We start from the raw sequence: 21,969 nt of genomic DNA on the forward strand, positions 1-21,969 counted from the left end.
CTCCGCACCCCGCCTCGAAGCGACGTTGCGGATGTGTTTCATAACCACGGAGTCAACCCCTATGGATCGTCGTTCCCTCATCAAACACGCTGGCATCGCCGGTGTGCTGGCTGCCGGTGCAGCCCCTGCCGTGCACGCCCAGGCGGCCATCCGCTGGCGCCTGGCCTCCAGCTTCCCCAAGGCGCTGGACACCATTTTTGGTGCTGCGGACGTGTTTGCCAAGCAGGTCAAGGCCATGTCGGGCGGCAAGTTCGAAGTGTCGGTGCACCCCGGCGGTGAGCTGATGCCCGCGTTCGGTGTGGTGGATGGCGTGCAGCAGGGCACGGTGGAAATGGCCCACACTGCCCCGTACTACTTCTTTGGCAAGGACGACACCTTTGCCCTGGGCACGGCCATTCCCTTTGGCCTGAACAGCCGTCAGCTGACCGCCTGGTATTACGACGGCAACGGCCTCAAGCTGTTCCGCGAGTTCTACGACCAGTACAACATCGTCAACTTCCCTGGCGGCAACACGGGGGCCCAGATGGGCGGCTGGTACCGCAAGGAAATCAAGACCCTGGCCGACATCAAGGGCATGAAGATGCGCATTGGTGGCTTTGCGGGCAAGGTGTTCTCGGCCATGGGCGGGGTGCCGCAGAACATTCCGGGCGGGGAGATCTACCAGGCCTTGGAAAAAGGCACCATCGACGCCACCGAATGGGTGGGGCCGTACGACGACGAAAAGCTGGGCTTCTACAAAGTGGCCAAGAACTACTACTACCCCGGCTGGTGGGAAGGTGGTGCTCAGCTCGACTTCTACATCAACAAAAAAGCGTTCAACGACCTGTCGCCCGAGAACAAGGCCATCGTGGAGTGTGCTGCGTCCCACGCCCACACCACCATGCAGGCCATGTACGACGCCCGCAACCCAGCTGCACTCAAGCGCTTGGTGGCCGGTGGTGCCAAGGTGTTGCCGTTCCCCAAAGTGGTGATGGACGAGGCCTTCAAACAAGCCATGGCGCTGTACAGCGACCTCAGTGACAAGAACCCCAACTGGAAAAAAATCTACAGCGACTACGCTGCGTTCCGCAAAGACCAGAACCTGTGGTTCCGCTTCACCGAAGCCCAGTTCGACCGTTTCATGCAGAGCGCCAAGCTCTGACGCAAGGTTTCTGTGACCGCACAAACAGCCCCGCACCGGCGGGGTTTTTTTGTGCCCTGGTTGTGTTCAAGTCGTCAGTCGTTTCTCAGCCTTTCCCCTCTAGACTGCGCACTTTTTTGTTCACTTGGAGGCTCCATGTCCTCGTTGTTAAACCTCTCTCGCCTCATTGACGGACTCACGGATCGTGTGGGTCGGCTGATGATGTGGCTGATTCTCTCCACCACGCTCATCAGTGCTGGCAATGCGATTTTTCGCAAGATTTTCAACAACAGCTCCAACGCCATGCTGGAGATCCAGTGGTACCTGTTTGCCGCAGTGTTCATGCTGGGCTCGGGTTACGCGTTCTTGAAGAACGCCCACGTGCGCATTGACTTCGTCTCCAGCAAGTTCAGTGCGCGGGGTCGCAACATCGTGGACGTGGCGGGCATCCTGCTGTTTGTGTTCCCGCTGTGCTACTTGATGGTCAAGCTCAGTTGGCCTGTGTTTGCCAATGCCTGGACCTCTGGTGAGGTGTCCTCCAACGCGGGGGGGCTGGTCCGCTGGCCGGTGTACCTGCTCATCCCGGTGGGGTTTGTGATGCTGGCCGTGCAGTCGGTCTCCGAGTTGATCAAACGGCTGGCTTTCCTGACTGGTGCGGGTCCCGATCCGCTCTCTCATGAGGAGCCATCGGACGAAGAAAAACTGGCCCAGGCCCTGCTGGAAGAACAGCAATCGGGTGCAACGCCTGCCGCCAAGGTGAACTGACATGATCGAATTTCTCACTGCCAATTTTGTGCCGCTAATGTTCAGCGGTCTGCTGGTGTTCCTGCTGAGTGGCTTTCCCGTGGCATTTGCCTTGGCGGCCACCGGGCTGTTCTTTGGTTTTGTGGGGATGGAACTGAACCTGTTCCCCTCCAACCTGTTCCAGGCCCTGCCGCTGCGGGTGTTCGGCATCATGCAGAACGACACCCTGCTGGCCATCCCATTCTTCACGTTCATGGGCATCATCCTGGAACGCAGCCGAATGGCCGAAGACCTGTTGGAAACGGTGGGTCAGGTGTTTGGTCCGGTGCGTGGCGGCTTGGCCGTGGCCGTGATCCTGGTGGGTGCGCTGCTGGCAGCCACCACGGGTGTGGTGGCTGCGGCGGTCATTTCCATGGGCTTGATTTCGCTGCCCATCATGCTGCGATATGGCTACAACCGCACCATTGCCACGGGGACCATCACCGCGTCGGGCACACTGGCGCAGGCCATTCCACCTTCGCTGGTGCTGATCGTGTTGGCCGACCAATTGGGCCGCTCGGTGGGTGACATGTATGCCGGCGGTCTGATTCCCGGGTTGCTGCTGGTGGGGCTTTACTTGGCCTTCATTGCGGTGGTGGCCATTGTCAAACCCGACTGGGTGCCTGCTTTGCCTGCGGAGGCACGGATCTACAACGAACCCAATGGGGCCAGCGGTCACCGTTCCTTGGGGCTGTTGATGGTGGTTTGTGCAGCCGCTGGCTACAGCTGGTCGCAGGTGCATGACAGCATCATCAGCCCCTGGATCGGACGAGAAATGCCCGCGGCGGGTGATGAAATCCTCATCATGTCCATCACCGTGGCGTCGTTCCTGGCGCTGGCGCTGGCCATCGTCAACCGGGTGCTGCGCATCGGTTTGCTGTCCCGGCTGGCCGAGCAGGTCACCTTTGTGCTCATTCCTCCGCTGGTGCTGATTTTCCTGGTGCTGGGCACCATTTTCCTGGGCATTGCCACCCCCACCGAAGGCGGGGCCATGGGGGCACTGGGTGCACTCATCATGGCTGGGTCCCGTGGTCGACTGAGCTTCAGCTTGATGCATCAGGCCATGGAGAACACCACCAAGCTGGCCATTTTTGTGCTGTTCATCCTGATCGGCTCCACCGCGTTCAGCTTCACCTTCAACGCGGCCGATGGCCACATCTGGGTGGAACACCTGTTCGACAAGATGCCTGGCGGACAGTTGGGCTTCTTGCTGGTGGTCAACGTGCTGGTGTTCGTGCTGGGCATGTTCATCGACTTCTTTGAAATCGCCTTCATCGTCATCCCGCTGCTGGCCCCAGTGGCCGAGAAGATGGGCATTGACCTGATCTGGTTCGGCATCATCCTGGCGATGAACCTGCAAACCTCGTTCCTCACCCCGCCGTTTGGTTTTGCGCTGTTCTACCTGCGCAGCGTGGCCGCCCGCAACGACTACACCGATGCAGTGACCAAACAGCGCATCCCGGCGGTGACCACGGCACAGATCTACAAGGGCTCCATCGCCTTCATCGTGCTGCAGCTCATCATGGTGGCCGCGGTCATTGCGTATCCGGGGTTGGTGACGGGCAACCTGGAGAAGGCGGTTCAGGTGGATCAGACCACCGTGGACAACATGCTCAACAACATGACCGACTTGCAGGCGGATGAACCGGCTCCCGAAGAAAACGCGGAAGATGCCAGCAAAGCGAATGATTCGGAGCCAGAAGACCCCATGAAGGCACTTGAAGAGGCCAGCAAAGGCAAGCCCTGAGGCGACATGAGGTGGATGTTTTGCTATGTTTTTCATGGCAATACATCCAATCATAAAAAGCGCTAGAGCCTGAAATTACTTTAAACTTTTTGATTGCTTCTCCGGCCACATGCCGGTGCTGGGGCCGCATGGCCCCATTTCGATGAAGGAGACCGCTTGAACCCGACCTCGATTCAGATCGTGGCCGCCGTGCTGTTTGCACTGGCGCTGATCCACACGTTTTCCACCAAGTTCTTTGAGCACCTGGCCCACACCCGACCCGCCCATGCGGGGGTGTGGCACCTGTTGGCCGAGGTGGAGATCGTTTTTGGTGTCTGGGGCATGGTCTTCATGGTCGCCATGGGTTTCATGCTGGGTTTTGAGGAGGCCACTCACTACCTCGACACCCGCAATTTCACCGAGCCACTGTTTGTGTTTGCCATCATGGTCGTGGCGGCCAGCAAGCCCGTGTTGCAGGTGTCGTCCATGGCGGTGCAGGGTGTGGTCAGGCTCATGCCGCTCAACCGCAACATGGCCTTCTTCTTTGTGGCGCTGTCGGTGGTGCCTCTGTTGGGCTCCTTCATCACCGAGCCTGCTGCCATGACCTTGGCGGCCTTGTTGATGAAGGACACCATTTTTGCCAAGGCCTCGCGCCGATTGCAGTACGGTGCGCTGGGTGTGTTGTTTGTCAACGTTTCCATTGGTGGCACCCTCACCCCGTTTGCTGCGCCGCCGGTGCTGATGGTCGCCACCAAATGGAACCTGGACATCGCCTACATGATCACCCATGTGGGCTGGAAGGCCGCCGTCGCGGTGTTCATCAATGCCGCAGTGCTGACGGCTTTGTTTGCGACTGAACTCAAACGCTTCAAGCTGGCCACGCAGTCGCCCTACAGCGGTGTGCCCGCTTGGATGGTGGGGGGGCATGTGTTGTTTCTCGTGGGCATCGTGGTGTTTGCCCACCACCCCGCGGCATTCGTGGCCATCTTCCTCCTGTTCATGGGGGTGGCCCAGGCCTATCCGGCATTTCAGGAGAATCGCCTGATCCTGCGCGAAGGCTTGCTGGTGGCCTTCTTCTTGGGCGGACTGGTGGTGTTGGGGGGCATGCAGCAGTGGTGGCTGCAACCCCTGCTGATGAAGATGAACGACACCACGGTGTACTTCGGAGCCACGGCGCTGACCGCCATCACCGACAATGCGGCGTTGACTTATTTGGCCTCGCTGGTGGACGGGCTGACCCCCGAGTTCAAGTATGCGGTGCTGACCGGAGCGGTCACGGGTGGGGGGCTGACCATCATCGCCAACGCACCCAACCCGGCGGGTGCCTCCATTCTGAAGAGCACGTTTCACGAGGGGGCCATTTCCCCGCTCAGCCTGATCCTGGGTGCTTTGGGTCCCACCGTGGTGGCCATCTTGTGCTTCCGCCTGCTGCCTGCTTGATGCGCGCAACGCGGGGCATGTCATTCACACACTTGTCGTCATGCACATGCAAATTGAACTGAAGCTTCTGGACGAGCGCTTGCGCGACAACCTGCCCACCTATGCCACGCCGGGCAGCGCGGGGCTGGACTTGCGGGCCTGCCTGACGGAGCCGCTGACCCTGCTGCCCAACGCCTGGCAGCTGGTGCCCACCGGCATGGCCATCCACCTCAAAGATCCTGGCTACGCGGCCATGATCCTGCCGCGCTCAGGCTTGGGGCACAAACATGGCATTGTGCTGGGCAACCTGGTGGGCCTGATCGACAGCGATTACCAGGGGCAGCTGATGGTCAGTGCCTGGAACCGCAGCGACGTGCCCTACACCCTGCAGCCCATGGAGCGGCTGGCCCAATTGGTGGTGGTGCCGGTGGTGCAGGCCAGCTTCAAGCTGGTGGAGTCGTTTGAGGGTGCCAGCCAGCGCGGTGAGGGCGGCTACGGCTCCACAGGCGTGGCCTGAGTTGCCGCCAGGGAAAGTCCTGGCGGGGCGGGCGGGCTGCGCTCAGTGCAAGTGCTGGTGACCGGCAGGGCCTGTGGCGTCGGTGTCAGCCGGGCCTTGCAGGCGGAAGAAGCCCGTGCCCAGGGTGCCCTTGCCGATTTCGTCCACGGAGGCTTCTCGCACCGCGTGCACCTTCAGGTCCAGGCGGATGGCAATGCCCGCCAGGGGGTGGTTGGCGTCCAGGATCACATGCTCCGGGTAGATTTCCGACACAAAGTACAGCAGGTCGGTGGGGGCGGAGGGGTTGCAGCCCGGGGGCAGGCCTTCAAAGGCCATGCCTTCTTCCAGCTCGGCAGGGAACAGGGTGCGGGGCTCCAGGAACACCAGTTGCTCGTGGTAGTCGCCAAAGGCTTGCTCCGGCTCCAGGTGCAGTTCCATTTCGTCACCGACTTGGTGGCCTTGCAGGGCGGCTTCGATTTTGTCCAGGAGGTCTTCGCCACCCACCAAAAATTCGACCGGTTCGTCCAGGGTGTCCAGCACTTCGCCCAGGGTGTCTTTCAGCGTCCAGGTCAGGGCAACGACGCATTGCTCGGAGATTTTCATCGGACAATTGTCCCATGAGCCAAGCCAACACCCCTTCCCGCCCCCGTGCGCCGTCTGGTGTGTCCCCGTCTGAGGTGGACGTGCCGCAAACCTTGCTGGGAGGGCTGTCGGCCACCCAGTTCATGCGTCGGTACTGGCAGAAAAAGCCCTTGCTCGTGCGCCAGGCTGTGCCCGGGTTTCAGCCCCTGCTCAGCCGCGCCGAGTTGTTTGCGCTGGCGCAGCGCGATGACGTGGAGTCCCGTTTGGTGGTACAGACCCGCTTCCAGGCCGCGGCCGCACCGGGGGCGCGCAAGCGCCGTGGGGCAGCGGACCCGGGGTGGACGCTGGGCCACGGCCCGTTTGCCAAAAGTGCATTCCCTGCGCAAAGCCAGGCGGGGTGGACCTTGCTGGTCCAGGGGGTGGACTTGCACCACGACGGGGTTCATGCCCTCATGAATCGCTTCCGTTTCGTGCCCGATGCCCGTCTGGACGACCTGATGATTTCCTGGGCCAGCGAGCAGGGCGGGGTGGGGCCCCATTTCGACAGTTACGACGTGTTCCTGCTGCAAGCAGCCGGGCGGCGGCGTTGGCGCATTGGTCGGCAGAAGGACCCGGCCTTGCAGCCCGATGTGCCGCTGAAAATCCTCACCAACTTCGAGCCCGAAGAAGAGCATGTGCTGGAGCCGGGCGACATGCTCTACCTGCCCCCGGGTTGGGCCCACGACGGCATTGCCGAAGACACCGGCTGCATGACCTACTCCATTGGGTTCCGCGTGCCGCAGCGGGCCGCCCTGGCGGGCGAGCTGCTGCTGCGCATGACCGATGTGTACGAAGACGACACGCTGTACCGCGACGCTGCGCAGCCCGCCACCACCACACCGGCAGCCATTCCCCCTACGTTGCAAGCCTTCGCCCGTGAGGCCTTGGAGCGCATGTTGTCCGAGCGCGATGCCCTGGCCAGTGCGCTGGGCGAGGTGATGACCGAGCCCAAGCCCAAGGTGTGGTTCGAGGAGTGCGAAACGCCCTGGCGGGCTGGGGTTGCGGTTCAGCTGGATCGGCGCACCCGCATGATGTACGACGACCGCCACGTGTACATCAACGGTGACAGCTTTCGCGCCGGTGGGGCGGATGCCCGCCTGATGCGCCAGTTGGCCGATGGACGTGCGTTGTCGGCCACCCAGGTGGCCAAGGCCAGCGCCCAGGCGCAAGAGTTGATGGCGGAGTGGCTCTGCGCCGGTTGGCTGCACCAGTCATGAACGCAGAAACCAGGGCTTCGGACGCTGCGCTGCCACCGCACGGTCGCCTGGAAGGGCGCTCGTCGTTTGATGCGATGCTGCGCTGGGCGTTGGCCCATGGCCCGCAACAACCCCAGGCGGTGTGGTGGTGGTGTGACGCCGATTTTGCCGATTGGCCTCTGGGGGAGCGCGGGGTGATTGAGGCGCTGCAGGCATGGGCCGCGGGCGGGCGGCGGTTGCGGTTGCTGGCGCACGACTACCGCACCTTGCAGCGTGTCCATCCCCGCTTTGTGGCCTGGCGTCAGACCTGGGACCACTTGGTGGAGGCGAGGGCTTGCCGCCACCTGGCGGCATCGGACACGCCGTCGGTGATGTGGTCGGGGGACTGGGCTTTCCAGCGCCTGGATGTGGAGCGCGGGGTGGTGGTGTGTGGGGATGACGTCGGCTTGCGCACCCGCCTGGGACAATCCTTGGATGCGCTGTGGGCTCGATCGTCACCCGCGTTTCCGGCATCCACCCTCGGACTGTGACTTTTGACCGAAAACCCGGAAATTGATCAGGGTTTTTTCTCTTGACAAGTCAGAAATGTGTCAGTTTTTGAGTAGAATCCCGCGAGCCGACTTGCTCGGTTCGACCGCTTGGCTCCCCTGCGCAGGGAGCCTTGTCACCATCCATTGGACTCACACTCGAACGACATGACCAAAACTGCTCTGCTGGCTGCCCTGATCGCTGCCGCTGCCCTGACCGCCTGTGGCAAAAAAGAAGAAGCCGCTCCTGCTCCCGCACCGGCTCCCGCTGCTGCCCCCGCTCCCGCTGCTGAAGCACCTGCTGCTGCCCCCGCAGCTGCTGCTCCTGCCGCCGCTCCCGCTGCCGAAGCCCCTGCTGCTGCTCCCGCCGCTGCCGCTCCGGCCGCCGAGCAAAAGCCCGAAGAAAAGAAGCAGTGATCGCCTGATTGGCGTTCAGCTGAACAAAAAGCCGCTGCTTGCAGCGGCTTTTTTCATGGCGGGGTCAAACGAGACACCCGCCAGGGGTCATTGAAGGTCGGCGGCCAGCAACTGCAGGATGCGCTGGACCGAAGCCGAGTTTTCGCTGCTGCCTTGGGCGTTGAGCACGGTCACGCGGGTCAAACGGTCGCTGCCTTGCAACTGCACCCGGTACTGCGCGGGTTTGGCTTCGTTCTTGCTGGCACCGAACAGTTTGCCAAAGAAGCCCGGCTCCTTGTCGTTGGCCACCGGCTCCACGTAACGCACGAAGTAGATGCCTTTGGTGCGGTCGCGGTCTTCCACGGTGAATCCGCTGCGGTCAAGCGCCACACCCACGCGGCGCCAGGCGCGATCAAAGCTCTCTTCCAGCTCCACGGCTGCGTTGGCGGTTCCTTCGGCGACCACCTTGGCCTTGGGGGGCGCGGCGGGTGAGCTGGCTTGTGCTTTGGCCGCTTGTTCCGACACGCCCAGCTTGACCATGAGGCGGCGCAGGAATTCGGCTTCCAAAGAAGCATCGGCCGGGCGCGGTTGCCAGATGGTCTGGTCCTTGCGGCTGTCGGAGTAGACCTCGATCATGCCGCGGTGGCTGATGTAGATCTCGGTGTCGCCGTTGGCGTTGCGTTCAAGCCGGGTGCGGAACTTGTCGCGCTCACCGGTGGAGTACAGGCTGTCGAGCAGCTTGCCCAGGGTGTTGCGGATGAAGTCCTGGGGCAGCTTGGCGCGGTTCTCGGCCCAGTCGGTTTCGATCAACCCCAGCCGCTCCTGGTCCACCACCAGCACAAAGCCGTTTTCCTGCCAGAAGTCCCGCAGGGGTTGCCAGAGCTTTTCCGCCGGGCGCTTGACCACCAGCCAGCGCTCGTTGCCCGCGCGTTCGATCCGCACGTCGCCAATCTCGCTGGCCGCCGTGGCCACCGTGTTCTGGGGCACGCTGGCCTGGTAACCCGTGGCGGTGACCACGGTGCCGGGAACGGCAAAGCGGGTGTCGCGGTTCAGTTGGGTCAGGTCCGGGGGGATTTCCAGCGCATTGGTGCGTTTGGCGCTGGTGTAGTCCACCTTTTCGTCCTGAAAGGTCGAGCAGGCGGCGACGCTGGCCAGGCAGGCCAGCGCCACACTGCGCCGAGCCAGCGTGGACAGGGACGAAGCCAACTGAGGTTGAACGTTGCTCATGGGGGTGGCGTCGCGGTGGACGGCTGAACAGGTTGGAGGGGAGTGCAGAGGGCGCCGGGCGGGCGTCAGGCCAGCAGGCCGACGGCCTTCAGGGCGTTTTCCACCACGGGGGCGTTGGCCGGTTCCAGCGGGGTCATGGGCAGGCGCAGGGTGGGGCCGCAAAGGCCCAGGCGGCTCATGGCCCACTTGACGGGGATGGGGTTGGCTTCCACGAACAGGTGCTTGTGGATGGGCAGCAGTTCCAACTGGATGGCCATGGCCTTGGCGGCGTCTCCGGCGATGGCGGCCATGCACATCTCGTGCATCAGCCGCGGCGCGATGTTGGCGGACACGCTGATGTTGCCTTGGCCGCCACACAGCATCAGGGCCACGGAGGTGGCGTCGTCACCCGAATAGATGGCGAAGCCCTTGGGTGCTTCCTTGATGAGCCACTGCGCACGTTCGATGTTGCCCGTGGCTTCCTTGATGCCGACGATGCCGGGCACCTGGGCCAGGCGCAGCACGGTGGCGTGCTGCATGTCGGCCACGCTGCGGCCCGGCACGTTGTACAGGACGATGGGCAGGTCGCCCGTGGCCTCGGCAATGGCCTTGAAGTGCAGGTACTGGCCTTCCTGCGTGGGCTTGTTGTAGTAGGGCACCACCTGCAGCTGGCAATCGGCACCGACTTTGCGGGCGAACTGGGCCAGCTCGATGGCTTCGGCGGTGGAGTTGGCCCCGCAGCCGGCCATGATGGGTGCACGCCCGGCGGCCTGCTCGACGGCCACGCGGATGATCTCGCAGTGCTCTTCCACATTGACCGTGGGCGATTCGCCCGTGGTGCCGACCACGCCGATGCAGTCGGTGCCTTCGGCAATGTGCCAGTCGATCAGCTTGCGCAGGGTGGGGTAGTCGACGCTGCCGTCCTCCAGCATGGGGGTGACCAGGGCGACGATGCTGCCAGTGATGGGTTTCATGGGTTGAGCGGTCTGGGGAATGCGAAAAAAACGAGCCATTCTACGGTGTGGACATGACCCGGCGCGCCGGGTTCAACCCGGTGCTTTCAGGGGGTGGCGCGGCGGTTGGATCAGCGTGGCGGCGGGCACCGCCTCGCGCACGGCCACGATGCGTTGCAGGTAGCGCTCCGGCTGGGTGGCAAAGCCGTCTTCGTAGGCCACGGTGCGCAGGGGCGCACAGGCCTGCAGCAACTCGCCCGGTTGCAGCAGGAAGTCGGGCCGCGAGGGCTTGCCCACCGACGCGTTGCCGTGCGCAAAGGTTTCGTGCAGGTACACGCCACCGGGGGCCAGGCTGTCCAGCAGCGCGGGCCACAACGGTCGCCACAGGTAGTGGGTGATGACGATGGCGTCCCAGGTGCCCGGCTGGCACACCTCGGGCAGCGGCCAGGGGCCGTTTTCCACGTCGGCCTGCAGCAGGGTGCCCTCGGGGCCGTGGGCGGGCCAGCCCTGGCGGGTGGCCGCCAGGGCCGCTGCGTCCCGGTCCAGGGCTGTGACCGCAAACCCCTGGGAGGCCAGCCAGTGGGCGTGCCGCCCGTGGCCGCAGGCCAAGTCGAGCACGCGCCCGCCCGGACGGATCAGGTGCGCCCAGCGCAGCAGCCACTCGGACGGTGGGGTGGGGGTATGGAGGTGCATACTATTAAATTGATAGCTGCTTGCGCTTTCTTATAAAGCGCTGGGTGCCAAAAAGGCTTGAAGCTCAGAAACATGCCCAAAGCTGGTTGGCCAGGGTCAGCAGGAACCCCGGGCGCAGGTACAGGGCAAACACCGCCAGGCACACGGCCAGCACCGCTGCCCTCACTGCCCATGCGGGGACACGGGCTGGGGCGCGTGGGGGTTCAGGCGGGCGGGGATCGGTCATGCCGTTTGAGGGCGAGGGCTGGCGGGGGCGCGGGCGATGGCGGTTTCGCGCACCGGCAGGTTGACCAGGGCCGCAAACACCCCGAGGGCGATGGCGATCAGCCACACCACGTCGTAGCTGCCGGTGCGGTCGTACAACACGCCGCCCAGCCACACGCCCATGAAGCTGCCAATCTGGTGGCTGAAGAACACAAAGCCGCCCAGCATGGAAAAGTGCGCCACCCCGAACACCTGCGCCACCACGGCGTTGGTGGGGGGCACGGTGGACAGCCACAGCACGCCCATGACGGCGGCAAACACGTACACGCTCCAGGGCGTCAGCGGCACCAGCAGGAACACCGTGATGGCTGCCGACCGCGCCAGGTAGATGGTGGCCAGGATGTGCCGTTTGGCCAGTCGTTGGCCCAACACCCCCGCGGCGTAGGTGCCGAACACGTTGAACAGCCCGATGAGGGCCAGCGCGATGCTGGCCACTTGCGGGTCCAGCCCATGGTCCTTCAGGTAGCTGGGCATGTGCACGCCAATGAACACCACCTGGAAACCACAGACAAAGTAACCCGCCATCAGCAACTGGAAGCTGCGGTAGCCAAACGCCTCGCGCAGCGCTTGCACAATGGTCTGGTCACGGTGCGCCTGGGCGGCATGGGCGGTGGGCTCGCGCAGGCCCAGGGCCAGGGGCACGATCAGCAACGCCGCCAGGGCCAAGGCCATCAGCGCCTGTTGCCAGCCCAGCGACTGGATCAGCCAGCCCTCGGTGGGCACCATCAGGAACTGCCCGAATGAACCCGCCGCAGCGGCCACCCCCATGGCCCACGAGCGGCGCTCGGGGGCGACGTTGCGGCCAATCACCCCGTACACCACGGCATAGGTGGTGCCGGCCTGGGCGGCGCCGATCATCACCCCGGTGGTCAGGGTGAACAGCCACACCGTGGGTGACAGGGCCATGCCCAGCAAGCCCAGGGCGTAGAGCACGGCGCCCATCACCAGCACGCGAAACGCCCCGAAACGGTCGGCCAGCATGCCCGCAAAAATGCCAAACACGCCCCACGACAGGTTCTGGATGGCCATGGCGAACGAGAAGGACTCCCGCGTCCAGCCCTGCGCCTGGGTGATGGGTTGCAGCCACAGGCCAAAACCATGGCGAACGCCCATGGACAAGGTGACGATGGCGGCGCCACAGGCCAGCACCTGGGCCATGGACAGTTTGGGGGCGGGGGTATGCATGGGCGTGCACTGTACCCAAGCGCCAACACCCTGTGCGGCGCAGGGGTGAAACGGTTTCAGCGTGGTTGGCTGTTGTTTTGTACAGCTTGCGCAGGCGGGGCTCTTACAATCCGCGCCCATGGAACGTCCCGCGCCTGTCACCACCTCTGCCGAATACTCCGAACAGTCCATCCGTGTGCTCAAAGGGCTGGAGCCCGTCAAGCAACGTCCGGGCATGTACACCCGCACCGACAACCCCCTGCACATCGTGCAGGAGGTGTTGGACAACGCCGCCGACGAAGCCCTTGCGGGCTTTGGCAAAAAGATCAAGGTCACGCTGCATGCCGATGGCTCGGTCAGCGTGGAGGACGATGGCCGCGGCATCCCCTTTGGCATGCACCCCGAGGAAAAAGCCCCGGTCATCGAGCTGGTGTTCACCCGCCTGCACGCGGGCGGCAAGTTCGACAAGGGCAAGGGCGGGGCCTACAGCTTCTCCGGCGGCCTGCACGGCGTGGGCGTGAGCGTGACCAACGCCCTGTCCACCCGCATGGAGGTCACCAGCTTCCGCGAAGCGCAGGTGGCCCGCCTGGTGTTTGCCGGGGGCGATGTGACCGAGGCCTTGGCCGTCCGCCCCGCCAACCTGGGCTCCGACGCCAACCCCGAGCTTCCCCGCGACCGCAAGCAAGGCACCACGGTGCGGGTGTGGCCGGATGCCAAGTACTTTGAATCGGCCCAGCTGCCCCTGGGCGAGCTGACCCACCTGCTGCGCAGCAAGGCGGTGCTGATGCCCGGCGTCACCGTGACCCTGGTGAACGAGAAAACCAAGGACACCCAGACCTGGCAATACAAGGGCGGCCTGCGCGACTACCTGCAGCAGACGCTGAGCACCGAGCCCGTCATCCCGCTGTTCGAAGGCGAGGGCGCGGCCAGCTCGGGCGACGAGAGTTTTTCGGAAGGCGAGGGTGCTGCCTGGGCCGTGGCCTTCACCGAAGAAGGCGCGCCGGTGCGCGAGAGCTACGTCAACCTCATTCCCACCCCGGCGGGCGGCACACACGAAAGCGGCCTGCGCGACGGCCTGTTCCAGGCGGTGAAAAGCTTCATCGAGCTGCATGCGCTGCTGCCCAAGGGCGTCAAGCTCATGCCCGAAGACGTGTTCGCCCGCGCCAGCTTTGTGCTGAGTGCCAAGGTGCTGGACCCGCAGTTCCAGGGCCAGATCAAGGAGCGGCTGAACTCGCGCGACGCGGTGCGGCTGGTCTCCAGCTTCGTGCGCCCGGCGCTGGAGCTGTGGCTCAACCAGCATGTGGAGTACGGCAAGAAACTGGCCGAGCTGGCCATCAAGGCCGCGCAAACCCGCCAGAAGGCCGGGCAGAAGGTGGAAAAACGCAAGGGCTCGGGCGTGGCGGTGCTGCCCGGCAAGCTGACCGACTGCGAAAGCCGCGACACCGCCCACAACGAGGTGTTTTTGGTGGAGGGCGACTCGGCCGGGGGCAGCGCCAAAATGGGCCGCGACAAGGAAACCCAGGCCATCCTGCCGCTGCGCGGCAAGGTGCTCAACACCTGGGAGGTGGACCGCGACCGCCTGTTTGCCAACACCGAAATCCACGACATCTCGGTGGCCATCGGCGTGGACCCGCACGGCCCGATGGATTCCCCCGATTTGAGCGGCCTGCGCTACGGCAAGATTTGCATCCTCTCTGACGCCGACGTGGACGGCTCGCACATTCAGGTGCTGCTGCTCACCTTGTTCTTCCGCCATTTCCCCAAGCTGATCGAGGCCGGGCATGTGTTTGTGGCCCGCCCGCCGCTGTTCCGCGTGGACGCCCCGGCCCGGGGCAAGAAGCCCGCCACCAAAGCCTATGCGCTGGACGACGGTGAGTTGCAGGCCACGCTGGACAAGTTGCGCAAGGAAGGCGTGAAAGAAGGCAGCTGGACCATCAGCCGCTTCAAAGGCCTGGGCGAAATGAACGCCGAGCAGCTGTGGGACACCACCCTCAACCCCGACACCCGCCGCCTGATGCCGGTGGCGCTGGGCCCCTTCGACTTTGCCGCCACCGAAAGCCACATCACCAAGCTGATGGGCAAGGGGGAGGCCGCCGCCCGCCGCGAGCTGATGGAGCTGCACGGCGACTCGGTGGAGATCGACGTTTGACACCGCTGCGCCGGGCCTCCGGTCTGCTGCTGGCGCTGGCCTGGGCCGCCGCCAGCACGGGCGCGTGCGCCCAGGTCTGGGGTTTTGTGGACGACCGCGGGGTGGCTCACTTCGCGCCCGAGCAGGTTGACGAGCGTTACGAGCTGTTCCACAGCGGCGAGGCTCAGGCCCGCTCGCTCAGCTACTTCGAGGTGTCTCCGCACTACAAGGCGGTGCGCCACATCCTGCGCGATGCCGCCCACCAGCACGGCCTGGCCCCCGAGCTGTTGCAGGCCATGGTGGCGGCCGAGTCGGGCTTTGACGCCAAGGCCGTCAGCCCCCGTGGGGCGGTGGGGTTGATGCAAATCACCCCCATTGCGGCGCAGGAAGTGGGCCTGAAGGTGCCCGTGGGCCGTGCCGTGGAAGACCTGCTGATTGACCCGCACATCAACCTGCACACCGGGGCCAAGGTGCTGGCCCGCCTGTTCACGCTGTTTCCCGATCGGTTGGATCTGATCGTGGCCGCCTACAACGCGGGCGAGGGTGCGGTGCACCGCGCCGGACGCCAGGTGCCCGACATCCCCGAAACCCGCCAATACGTTCAAACCGTGTTGCGCCTGTACCGCGACCTGCTGCCGCCCAAGGCGGTGCAGCAAGCCCGTCTGCGCGACCGCCACACGCCATTCCGCCAACCATGACCGATCCTGTCGATCCCGACCTGTTCAACCCCGACGACGCCCCACCGCCTTCGGCCCCCGGCACGCCCACAGACCCGGCGCAGCCGCCCCTGCCCCCGGACGAACCGCCGGTGGTGGTGTTGCAGCCGGGGGACGACGACAGCCTGGCCAGCTACGCCCAACGGGCCTACCTGGAGTACGCGCTCAGCGTGGTCAAGGGCCGGGCGCTGCCCGACATCTGCGACGGCCAGAAACCCGTGCAGCGCCGCATCCTGTACAGCATGGAGCGCATGGGCCTGGGCTACAGCGGCCCGGGTGGCAACACCGCGGCCAAACCGGTCAAAAGCGCCCGCGTGGTGGGCGATGTGCTGGGCCGCTTCCACCCGCACGGCGACCAAGCGGCTTACGACGCGCTGGTGCGCATGGCGCAGGACTTTGCCCAGCGCTACCCGCTGATCGACGGCCAAGGCAACTTCGGCAGCCGCGACGGTGACGGCGCCGCCGCCATGCGCTACACCGAGGCCCGGTTGTCCAAGATCACCCGCTTGCTGCTGGACGAGATTGACGAAGGCACGGTGGACTTCCAGCCCAACTACGACGGCTCCACCACCGAACCTGCCCAACTGCCCGCCCGCCTGCCGTTTGCGCTGCTCAACGGCGCCAGCGGCATTGCCGTGGGCCTGGCCACCGAAATCCCCAGCCACAACCTGCGCGAGGTGGCCGACGCCTGCATCGCCCTGGTGAAAAACCCGGCGCTGGCCGAGGACGAGTTGCTGGCCATCCTGCCCGGCCCGGACTACCCCGGCGGCGGCCAGATCATCAGCAGCGCCGCCGACATCGCCGACGCCTACCGCACGGGCCGCGGCAGCCTGAAGGTGCGGGCGCGCTGGAGCATTGAAGACCTGGCCCGCGGCCAGTGGCAGCTGGTGGTCAACGAACTGCCGCCCGGCGTCAGCAGCCAGAAGGTGCTGGAGGAAATCGAGGAACTCACCAACCCCAAGGTCAAGGCCGGCAAAAAAGCCCTGACGCAGGAGCAGACCCAGCTCAAGGCCAGCATGCTGGCGGTGCTGGACGGTGTGCGCGACGAATCCAGCAAAGACGCCCCGGTGCGCCTGGTGTTCGAGCCCAAGACCCGCGCCATCGAACAAAGCGAACTCATCACCGCGCTGCTGGCCCACACCAGCCTGGAAACCTCGGCCCCCATCAACCTCACGCTGGTGGGGCTGGATGGGCGGCCCACGCAGAAAACGCTGCGCCAGATGCTGACCGAGTGGATCAGCTTCCGCCAGACCACCATCACCCGGCGCAGCCAGCATCGGCTGCAAAAGGTGGAGGACCGCATCCACATCCTGGAGGGGCGGCACATTGTGCTGCTGCACATCGACGAGGTGATTGCCATCATCCGCCACAGCGACGAGCCCAAGCCCGCGCTGATGGAGCGCTTTGCCCTGAGCGACCGGCAGGCCGAAGACATCCTGGAAATCCGCCTGCGCCAATTGGCCCGGTTGGAGTACCTGAAAATAGAGCAAGAACTTCAGGATCTGAAAGCGCAGAAGGCCGATTTGACCGAGATTTTGGCCAAACCCGACAGCCTGAAGAAGCTGATGGTCCGCGAGATCGAGGCCGACGCCAAAGCCTTTGCCGATGCGCGTCGCACCCTCATCCAGGCCGAAAAGCGGGCCGTGGCCGAAATCAAGGTGGTGGACGAGCCGGTGACCGTGGTGGTGTCCAGCAAAGGCTGGGTGCGGGCCCGCACCGGCCATGGCCACGACCCGGCGGGGTTTGCCTTCAAGGCCGGTGACGGCCTGCACGGCACCTGGGAGTGCCGCACGGTGGACACCCTGGTGGTCTTCGGCAGCAACGGGCGTGTGTACAGCGTGCCGGTGGCCAGCCTGCCCGGTGCGCGGGGCGATGGCCAGCCCATCACCACCCTCATCGAGTTGGAGGCGGGCACCCAGCCCCAGCACTACTTTGCCGGTGCGGCCCAGGCCACGCTGCTGCTGTCGGGCAGCGGGGGTTATGGCTTTGTGGCGCAGGTGGAGCACATGGTGTCGCGGCTGAAGGCCGGCAAGTCGTTCATCACCTTGGCCGAGGGGGAGACGGTGTGTGCGCCATCGCTGGTGCAAGGCCCCGGGGTGGACGCCGCCACCCACGTGTGCTGCGTGTCGGCGGCGGGGCGCATCCTCACCTTCCCGTTGGCCGAACTCAAGGTGCAGGAAAAAGGCGGTCGGGGCCTGATGCTGTTGTCTTTGGACGACAAGGACAGCCTGGGCGGCGCCGCGGCCTACACCCGCAGCGTGCGCCTGAGTGGCACGGGGCGGGGCGGCAAGGCGCGGGAAGAGGTGCTGGAGATCCGCAGCCTCAACAACGCGGCTGCAGCGCGCGGGCGCAAAGGCAAGGACGGCAGTTTTGGCTTCCGTGTGCAGGCGGTGCAGCGCGTGGACAAAGCTGCTCAGACCGGGCCAAACGGGGCACAATCAATTTGACCGCGAACCCTGGGCCACGGCGTGCCGGGGTGTCGGTGTCAGAAAGGCATTGGTTGACCCATGGACGCAAGCTCTTCCGTTGCCCAGCCACCCGCCCGGGTGCTGCTGGTCGATGACGAACCCAACATCCTCAATGCCCTCAAGCGGCTGCTGCGGGTCGATGGGTACCACATCCAGACCGTGACCAGCCCCCACGATGGGCTGGCGTTGCTGGAGCATGAATCGTTTGACCTGGTCATGTCCGACCAGCGCATGCCCGACATGACGGGTGTGGAGTTCCTGCGGCAGGTCAAGACGCGCTGGCCCGAGGCCATGCGCATCGTGCTGTCGGGCTACACCGAGCTGGAGTCGGTCACCGCCGCCATCAACGAAGGGGCGGTGTACAAGTTCCTCACCAAGCCTTGGGAAGACGAGCAGTTGCGCTCGCAAGTGGCAGGGGCCATCCGGTACAAGCGTTTGGAGGACGAGAACCGCCGCTTCCGCCGCGACCTGGAGGTGGCCAACGCCAAGCTGGCCCAGGCCAACGTCCACCTGGAGGCGCTGGTGCAGGAGCAGCGGCGCTGGTTGCAGGCCGACGATGCCAGCCTGAAGCTGGCGCACGAAATCCTGCATCGCCTGCCCTTGGCGGTGCTGGGCTGCGACATCGATGGCGTGGTGGTGTTTTCCAACGCTGCGGCCGAGGCGTTGCTGGGCAGTCCCGATGCACCGGTGCTGGGCACAGAGGTCAACCAGTGGTTGGACGCAGCGACCTTGGCTCAGTTGCAGGCGGCGAGGGAGTGCACCATGTTCCGCGAGGGGTTGCCTGCGCTGCAGGTGGAGTGCGCGTTGCTGACCGTGGGCACCAAACCCACCGGTAGTTTGTACGTGCTCAAGCCGCGGCCCGTGTCGCACCAGGAGTGAACGGATGCAGGCGGTGGTTTGGGATGCTTCGTATGAAGTGGGTCACCCGGTGTTTGACCAGGAGCACCATCGGCTGGTGGACATGATCGGGCGTTTGCAGGTGCTGGATTCAGCGGCCTCTCACCCCGCAGAGATCAGCGCCTTGCTGGACGAGTTGGTGAGTTACTCCGAGACCCACTTCGCCCACGAAGAGGAGGAAATGATCCTGCTGCGGGTGGACCGACGGCACCAGCTGATGCATGTGGCCGCCCACCGCGCGTTCGAACGGGAGGCCCGCAGCCTGCGAACCAAGCCGGTGGAGGACTTGAACGTGGCCTCGCTGGTGCAATTGCTGGTGGACTGGCTGGTGGGGCACATCGTGGCGCATGACCGGGTCATGGTGCGCCAGCTCACGGCCATCCGTGCGGGGCACACGCCGGCCCAGGCGTACACCGAGTGTCACCTGGCGGTGCAGGTGGCGGCTTCGCGAGGGGTGGGGGCCATCACGGCGGCCGACATCGACCTGGCCGCGTCCGAAACCTTGCTGGAGCAGGTGGTGGAGGGCGCACCCGTGGCCACCCTGGTGATCGGGGTGGACCACCGGGTGATGTACTGGAACCGGGCGTGCGCCCAGGTCACCGGGGTGCCCGCGCATGCGGTGGTGGGCACCAATGAGGCGTGGCGGGGGTTTTACGCGGAACCCCGACCCATCCTGGCCAACCTGATGTTGCAGATGGACCAGTCGCCCATGGCACGCATCCATGCGCTGTATGGGGACGATTGCCAGCCCAGTCCGGTGGTGCCGGGGGCCATGGAGTGTGAGAAGTTTTTCCCCACGCTGGGCCCGCACGGGCGTTGGCTGCACTTCACCGCGGCGCTGATGTGTGATGCCCGGGGACGCGCGATTGGGGCCATCGAGACGCTGGAAGACGTCACCGAACGCAACCTGGCCCGCCAGCGCCTGATGGAGGCGCAGGTGGGGCTGGAGCGGCAGGTGGCCGCCCGCACCGAAGAGCTGGTGGCCCGCAATGCCGAGCTGACGCGGGTCAACCACGACCTGATCAATGCCCGCCAGCAACTGGTGCAGGCGGAGAAGCTGGCCTCCATCGGCCAGTTGTCGGCCGGGGTGGCGCACGAGATCAACAACCCCATTGGGTATGTGTATTCCAACCTGTCTTCGCTGGCCGGGTACGCCAAGGACGTGGCCGAGCTGCTGCGTGCCTATGGCGAGGCGGAGTCCCACCTGACCGATGACGCGGTTCGCCAACGCCTGGCCGATTTGCGCCAGCGGGTGGACCTGGACTTTTTGCTGGAAGACCTGCCTAACCTCATCAACGAGAGCCTGGAAGGCGCGGCGCGGGTCAAGAAGATCGTGCAGGACCTGAAGGACTTTTCGCGGGCCGAAAACCACACCGATTTTGTGCTGTCCGACATCCACAAGGGCCTGGACTCCACCCTGAACATTGCCGCCAACGAAATCAAGTACCGCGCCGACGTGGTGCGCGACTATGGCGCGCTGCCCCTGGTGGAGTGTGTGTTGTCGCAGCTCAACCAGGTGTTCATGAACCTGCTGGTCAACGCCGCCCAGGCCATGCCCGCGGACCGCCGGGGCACCATCCGTGTCAGCACCCGGGTTGAGGGGCCATGGGCCTGCATTGACGTGCAGGACAACGGTTGTGGCATGCCGCCTGAGGTGCTGGGGCGGGTGTTCGATCCGTTTTTCACCACCAAACCCGTGGGCAAGGGCACCGGGCTGGGTTTGTCCATCGCGTATGGCATCGTGCAGAAACACGGGGGCACGCTGACGGTGGACAGCCAACCTGGGGTGGGCACCACGTTTCACATCAGGTTGCCGCTGCTTCAGGCTCAACACCCTTCCATGCCATGACACCCGATCTGCCTTCTGCTTCCGATGCCACACCACCGGCCGCTGAGGCCCCCGCGGTGCCTCGCGGGCGCTTGCTGTGTGTGGACGATGAACCCAACATCCTGTCGGCCTTGCGTCGCTTGTTCAGGGGGCACCCTTGGGACGTGACCATTGCCTCGTCTGGGGCCCAGGCGTTGGAGCTCATGGCCCAGCAGCCCTTTGACGTGGTGCTGTCCGACATGCGCATGCCCGAAATGGATGGGGCCACGTTGTTGCAGAAGGTGTACCAGGCTTGGCCCGACACCTCGCGCATTTTGCTGACGGGGTATGCGGACATGCAGTCCACCATTGCCGCCATCAACGAAGGGCGGGTGCACCGTTTTGTCTCCAAGCCCTGGAACGACGTGGAACTGCCCCTGGTGATTGCACAGGCCATGGAGCACCGCTTCTTGCTGCTGGAGCGCGCCCGCCTGGAGGCCCTGACCCGTGAGCAGAACGAGCACCTCACGCGCCTGAACGCCGAACTGGAGCAACGGGTGCAAGCCCGCACCCAGGACCTGGCGCAGGCCAACGAAAAGCTCAAGGCCAACTGGCTGGCCACGGTGTCCATGTTCACCAGCCTGATGGAGTTGCGCGATGGCTCCATGGCCGGGCATGGACGCCGGGTGGCCGCGTCGGCCCGCCGCATTGCACAGGCCATGGGCTTGCCCGCCTCCGACTGCCAGGACGTGTTCCTGGCGGGTTTGCTGCACGACCTGGGCAAGATGGGCCTGCCCGACGCCGTGCTGCGCAAGCCCATCCGGCTGCTCAACGCCGACGACCTGGTGCACTACCGCAAGCACCCGGCCCGGGCCGAAGAGGCCTTGATGCCCTTGTCCGAATTCCAGGGTGCCGCCCGTCTGATCCGAGCCCACCACGAGCGTTTTGATGGCCGGGGGTTTCCGCACGGGCTCAGCGGCGAGGGCATTCCGCTGGGGGCCCGCATCTTGGCCCTGGCCAACGAGGTGGACAACCTGTTGCAAGGCCAGCTGAGTGAGCAGCCGGTGACGCTGGAGCAGGTCATTGTCCGCGCACAGGGCCTCAAAGGCACCCGCTACGACCCTGACGTGGTGGATGCCTGGGTTCAGCTGGAGGCCAAGGGTGGGACCGCTGAATCCAACCCGCAGGTGGCGCTGTTGGAGCTGCATCCCGGTGATGTGCTGGTGAACGATCTGGTCAACGACGAGGGCCTGCTGCTGCTGGCGGCAGACCATGCGTTGGACCCGCGCCTGATCCAACACATCCAACGCTACTTTGGCTCGCGGTCTCGCACGGTCAAGGTGGCGATCCGCCCGCGCAAGGGCGGGTGAGCCCCGGGGCGGGCGGTTG

General features: G+C 64.9%; 20 protein-coding genes. 14 read left to right on the plus strand and 6 right to left on the minus strand.

Annotated features, from left to right (window positions below; translation table 11 throughout):
* Nucleotides 1-61: 61 nt before the first annotated feature.
* The 5 genes from ACYVB7_RS02595 (at nt 62) to dut (ending at nt 5,565) form a co-directional block, all read left to right on the plus strand.
* Complete coding sequence (locus tag ACYVB7_RS02595; protein WP_460504989.1) at nt 62-1,141, plus strand: TRAP transporter substrate-binding protein; 1,080 nt, start codon at nt 62-64, stop codon at nt 1,139-1,141.
* Nucleotides 1,142-1,276: 135 nt separating this feature from the next.
* On the plus strand, nt 1,277-1,885 hold the full coding sequence (locus ACYVB7_RS02600) for a TRAP transporter small permease subunit (protein ID WP_460504990.1): 609 nt from the start codon (nt 1,277-1,279) through the stop codon (nt 1,883-1,885).
* A gap of 1 nt (nt 1,886) precedes the next feature.
* Nucleotides 1,887-3,650 (plus strand): TRAP transporter large permease, encoded by a 1,764-nt coding sequence (locus ACYVB7_RS02605; protein ID WP_460504991.1) that lies wholly within the window; start codon nt 1,887-1,889, stop codon nt 3,648-3,650.
* A 156-nt stretch (nt 3,651-3,806) separates the two neighbouring features.
* Entirely contained in the window at nt 3,807-5,069 is a 1,263-nt protein-coding gene (locus tag ACYVB7_RS02610) for a putative Na+/H+ antiporter (protein ID WP_460504992.1), read from the plus strand.
* A gap of 46 nt (nt 5,070-5,115) precedes the next feature.
* Entirely contained in the window at nt 5,116-5,565 is a 450-nt protein-coding gene (dut, locus tag ACYVB7_RS02615; RefSeq protein WP_460504993.1) for a dUTP diphosphatase, read from the plus strand.
* Nucleotides 5,566-5,607: 42 nt separating this feature from the next.
* Here dut and ACYVB7_RS02620 read toward each other — a convergent pair whose 3' ends face one another.
* Nucleotides 5,608-6,147, minus strand: coding sequence for an FKBP-type peptidyl-prolyl cis-trans isomerase (locus ACYVB7_RS02620; RefSeq protein WP_460504994.1), 540 nt, complete (start codon nt 6,145-6,147; stop codon nt 5,608-5,610).
* A gap of 14 nt (nt 6,148-6,161) precedes the next feature.
* Here ACYVB7_RS02620 and ACYVB7_RS02625 point away from each other — a divergent pair, with 14 nt between their 5' ends.
* The 3 genes from ACYVB7_RS02625 (at nt 6,162) to ACYVB7_RS02635 (ending at nt 8,305) form a co-directional block, all read left to right on the plus strand.
* Nucleotides 6,162-7,382, plus strand: coding sequence for a JmjC domain-containing protein (locus tag ACYVB7_RS02625; protein ID WP_460504995.1), 1,221 nt, complete (start codon nt 6,162-6,164; stop codon nt 7,380-7,382).
* Nucleotides 7,379-7,891: a hypothetical protein gene (locus tag ACYVB7_RS02630; RefSeq protein ID WP_460504996.1), complete on the plus strand. Its 513-nt coding sequence runs from the start codon at nt 7,379-7,381 to the stop codon at nt 7,889-7,891. The genes ACYVB7_RS02625 and ACYVB7_RS02630 overlap by 4 nt, the downstream gene beginning before the upstream one ends.
* A gap of 165 nt (nt 7,892-8,056) precedes the next feature.
* Nucleotides 8,057-8,305, plus strand: coding sequence for a hypothetical protein (locus tag ACYVB7_RS02635; RefSeq protein WP_460504997.1), 249 nt, complete (start codon nt 8,057-8,059; stop codon nt 8,303-8,305).
* An 87-nt stretch (nt 8,306-8,392) separates the two neighbouring features.
* Here ACYVB7_RS02635 and bamC read toward each other — a convergent pair whose 3' ends face one another.
* From bamC to ACYVB7_RS02660, 5 genes are all read right to left on the minus strand, one after another.
* Nucleotides 8,393-9,511, minus strand: coding sequence for an outer membrane protein assembly factor BamC (gene bamC / locus ACYVB7_RS02640; RefSeq protein WP_460504998.1), 1,119 nt, complete (start codon nt 9,509-9,511; stop codon nt 8,393-8,395).
* Between the two features lie 65 nt (nt 9,512-9,576).
* A complete protein-coding gene (dapA, locus tag ACYVB7_RS02645; protein WP_460504999.1) occupies nt 9,577-10,503 on the minus strand; it encodes a 4-hydroxy-tetrahydrodipicolinate synthase family protein in 927 nt (308 codons plus the stop codon).
* A 33-nt stretch (nt 10,504-10,536) separates the two neighbouring features.
* Nucleotides 10,537-11,136 carry a class I SAM-dependent methyltransferase gene (locus ACYVB7_RS02650; protein ID WP_460505000.1) on the minus strand — a complete coding sequence of 200 codons (600 nt, stop codon included), beginning with the start codon at nt 11,134-11,136 and terminating at the stop codon, nt 10,537-10,539.
* A 64-nt stretch (nt 11,137-11,200) separates the two neighbouring features.
* A complete protein-coding gene (locus ACYVB7_RS02655; RefSeq protein ID WP_460505001.1) occupies nt 11,201-11,362 on the minus strand; it encodes a hypothetical protein in 162 nt (53 codons plus the stop codon).
* On the minus strand, nt 11,359-12,585 hold the full coding sequence (locus tag ACYVB7_RS02660) for an MFS transporter (RefSeq protein WP_460505002.1): 1,227 nt from the start codon (nt 12,583-12,585) through the stop codon (nt 11,359-11,361). Before ACYVB7_RS02660 ends, ACYVB7_RS02655 begins: the two co-directional genes overlap by 4 nt.
* A 118-nt stretch (nt 12,586-12,703) precedes the next feature.
* Between ACYVB7_RS02660 and ACYVB7_RS02665 the strand changes: the two genes are divergently transcribed.
* From ACYVB7_RS02665 to ACYVB7_RS02690, 6 genes are read left to right on the plus strand one after another with little or no spacing between them, the layout of a single operon-like run.
* Entirely contained in the window at nt 12,704-14,713 is a 2,010-nt protein-coding gene (locus ACYVB7_RS02665; RefSeq protein WP_460505003.1) for a DNA topoisomerase IV subunit B, read from the plus strand.
* Nucleotides 14,710-15,390, plus strand: a complete 681-nt coding sequence (locus ACYVB7_RS02670) for a lytic transglycosylase domain-containing protein (protein ID WP_460505004.1) — start codon at nt 14,710-14,712, stop codon at nt 15,388-15,390. The genes ACYVB7_RS02665 and ACYVB7_RS02670 overlap by 4 nt, the downstream gene beginning before the upstream one ends.
* The gene (gene parC, locus ACYVB7_RS02675) at nt 15,387-17,855 is read left to right on the plus strand and encodes a DNA topoisomerase IV subunit A (protein ID WP_460505005.1); all 2,469 of its coding nucleotides are present in this window, start codon (nt 15,387-15,389) and stop codon (nt 17,853-17,855) included. The genes ACYVB7_RS02670 and parC overlap by 4 nt, the downstream gene beginning before the upstream one ends.
* A 60-nt stretch (nt 17,856-17,915) precedes the next feature.
* Nucleotides 17,916-18,755, plus strand: a complete 840-nt coding sequence (locus tag ACYVB7_RS02680) for a response regulator (RefSeq protein ID WP_460505006.1) — start codon at nt 17,916-17,918, stop codon at nt 18,753-18,755.
* Between the two features lie 4 nt (nt 18,756-18,759).
* The gene (locus ACYVB7_RS02685; protein WP_460505007.1) at nt 18,760-20,622 is read left to right on the plus strand and encodes an ATP-binding protein; all 1,863 of its coding nucleotides are present in this window, start codon (nt 18,760-18,762) and stop codon (nt 20,620-20,622) included.
* Nucleotides 20,619-21,950 (plus strand): HD domain-containing phosphohydrolase, encoded by a 1,332-nt coding sequence (locus tag ACYVB7_RS02690; RefSeq protein ID WP_460505008.1) that lies wholly within the window; start codon nt 20,619-20,621, stop codon nt 21,948-21,950. The genes ACYVB7_RS02685 and ACYVB7_RS02690 overlap by 4 nt, the downstream gene beginning before the upstream one ends.
* The last annotated feature ends 19 nt before the right edge of the window (nt 21,951-21,969 follow it).

The sequence above is a fragment of the Hydrogenophaga soli genome (genome assembly GCF_054777695.1).

What these genes read in the sequence shown, in the direction of transcription:
- ACYVB7_RS02595 (WP_460504989.1), top strand. Translation starts at nt 62, where the DNA reads ATGGATCGTCGTTCCCTCATCAAACACGCTGGCATCGCCGGTGTGCTG.
- ACYVB7_RS02600 (WP_460504990.1), top strand. Translation starts at nt 1,277, where the DNA reads ATGTCCTCGTTGTTAAACCTCTCTCGCCTCATTGACGGACTCACGGAT.
- ACYVB7_RS02605 (WP_460504991.1), top strand. Translation starts at nt 1,887, where the DNA reads ATGATCGAATTTCTCACTGCCAATTTTGTGCCGCTAATGTTCAGCGGT.
- dut (WP_460504993.1), top strand. Translation starts at nt 5,116, where the DNA reads ATGCAAATTGAACTGAAGCTTCTGGACGAGCGCTTGCGCGACAACCTG.
- ACYVB7_RS02620 (WP_460504994.1), bottom strand. Translation starts at nt 6,147, where the DNA reads ATGAAAATCTCCGAGCAATGCGTCGTTGCCCTGACCTGGACGCTGAAA.
- ACYVB7_RS02625 (WP_460504995.1), top strand. Translation starts at nt 6,162, where the DNA reads ATGAGCCAAGCCAACACCCCTTCCCGCCCCCGTGCGCCGTCTGGTGTG.
- ACYVB7_RS02630 (WP_460504996.1), top strand. Translation starts at nt 7,379, where the DNA reads ATGAACGCAGAAACCAGGGCTTCGGACGCTGCGCTGCCACCGCACGGT.
- ACYVB7_RS02635 (WP_460504997.1), top strand. Translation starts at nt 8,057, where the DNA reads ATGACCAAAACTGCTCTGCTGGCTGCCCTGATCGCTGCCGCTGCCCTG.
- bamC (WP_460504998.1), bottom strand. Translation starts at nt 9,511, where the DNA reads ATGAGCAACGTTCAACCTCAGTTGGCTTCGTCCCTGTCCACGCTGGCT.
- dapA (WP_460504999.1), bottom strand. Translation starts at nt 10,503, where the DNA reads ATGGCTCGTTTTTTTCGCATTCCCCAGACCGCTCAACCCATGAAACCC.
- ACYVB7_RS02650 (WP_460505000.1), bottom strand. Translation starts at nt 11,136, where the DNA reads ATGCACCTCCATACCCCCACCCCACCGTCCGAGTGGCTGCTGCGCTGG.
- ACYVB7_RS02655 (WP_460505001.1), bottom strand. Translation starts at nt 11,362, where the DNA reads ATGACCGATCCCCGCCCGCCTGAACCCCCACGCGCCCCAGCCCGTGTC.
- ACYVB7_RS02660 (WP_460505002.1), bottom strand. Translation starts at nt 12,585, where the DNA reads ATGCATACCCCCGCCCCCAAACTGTCCATGGCCCAGGTGCTGGCCTGT.
- ACYVB7_RS02665 (WP_460505003.1), top strand. Translation starts at nt 12,704, where the DNA reads ATGGAACGTCCCGCGCCTGTCACCACCTCTGCCGAATACTCCGAACAG.
- parC (WP_460505005.1), top strand. Translation starts at nt 15,387, where the DNA reads ATGACCGATCCTGTCGATCCCGACCTGTTCAACCCCGACGACGCCCCA.
- ACYVB7_RS02680 (WP_460505006.1), top strand. Translation starts at nt 17,916, where the DNA reads ATGGACGCAAGCTCTTCCGTTGCCCAGCCACCCGCCCGGGTGCTGCTG.
- ACYVB7_RS02685 (WP_460505007.1), top strand. Translation starts at nt 18,760, where the DNA reads ATGCAGGCGGTGGTTTGGGATGCTTCGTATGAAGTGGGTCACCCGGTG.
- ACYVB7_RS02690 (WP_460505008.1), top strand. Translation starts at nt 20,619, where the DNA reads ATGACACCCGATCTGCCTTCTGCTTCCGATGCCACACCACCGGCCGCT.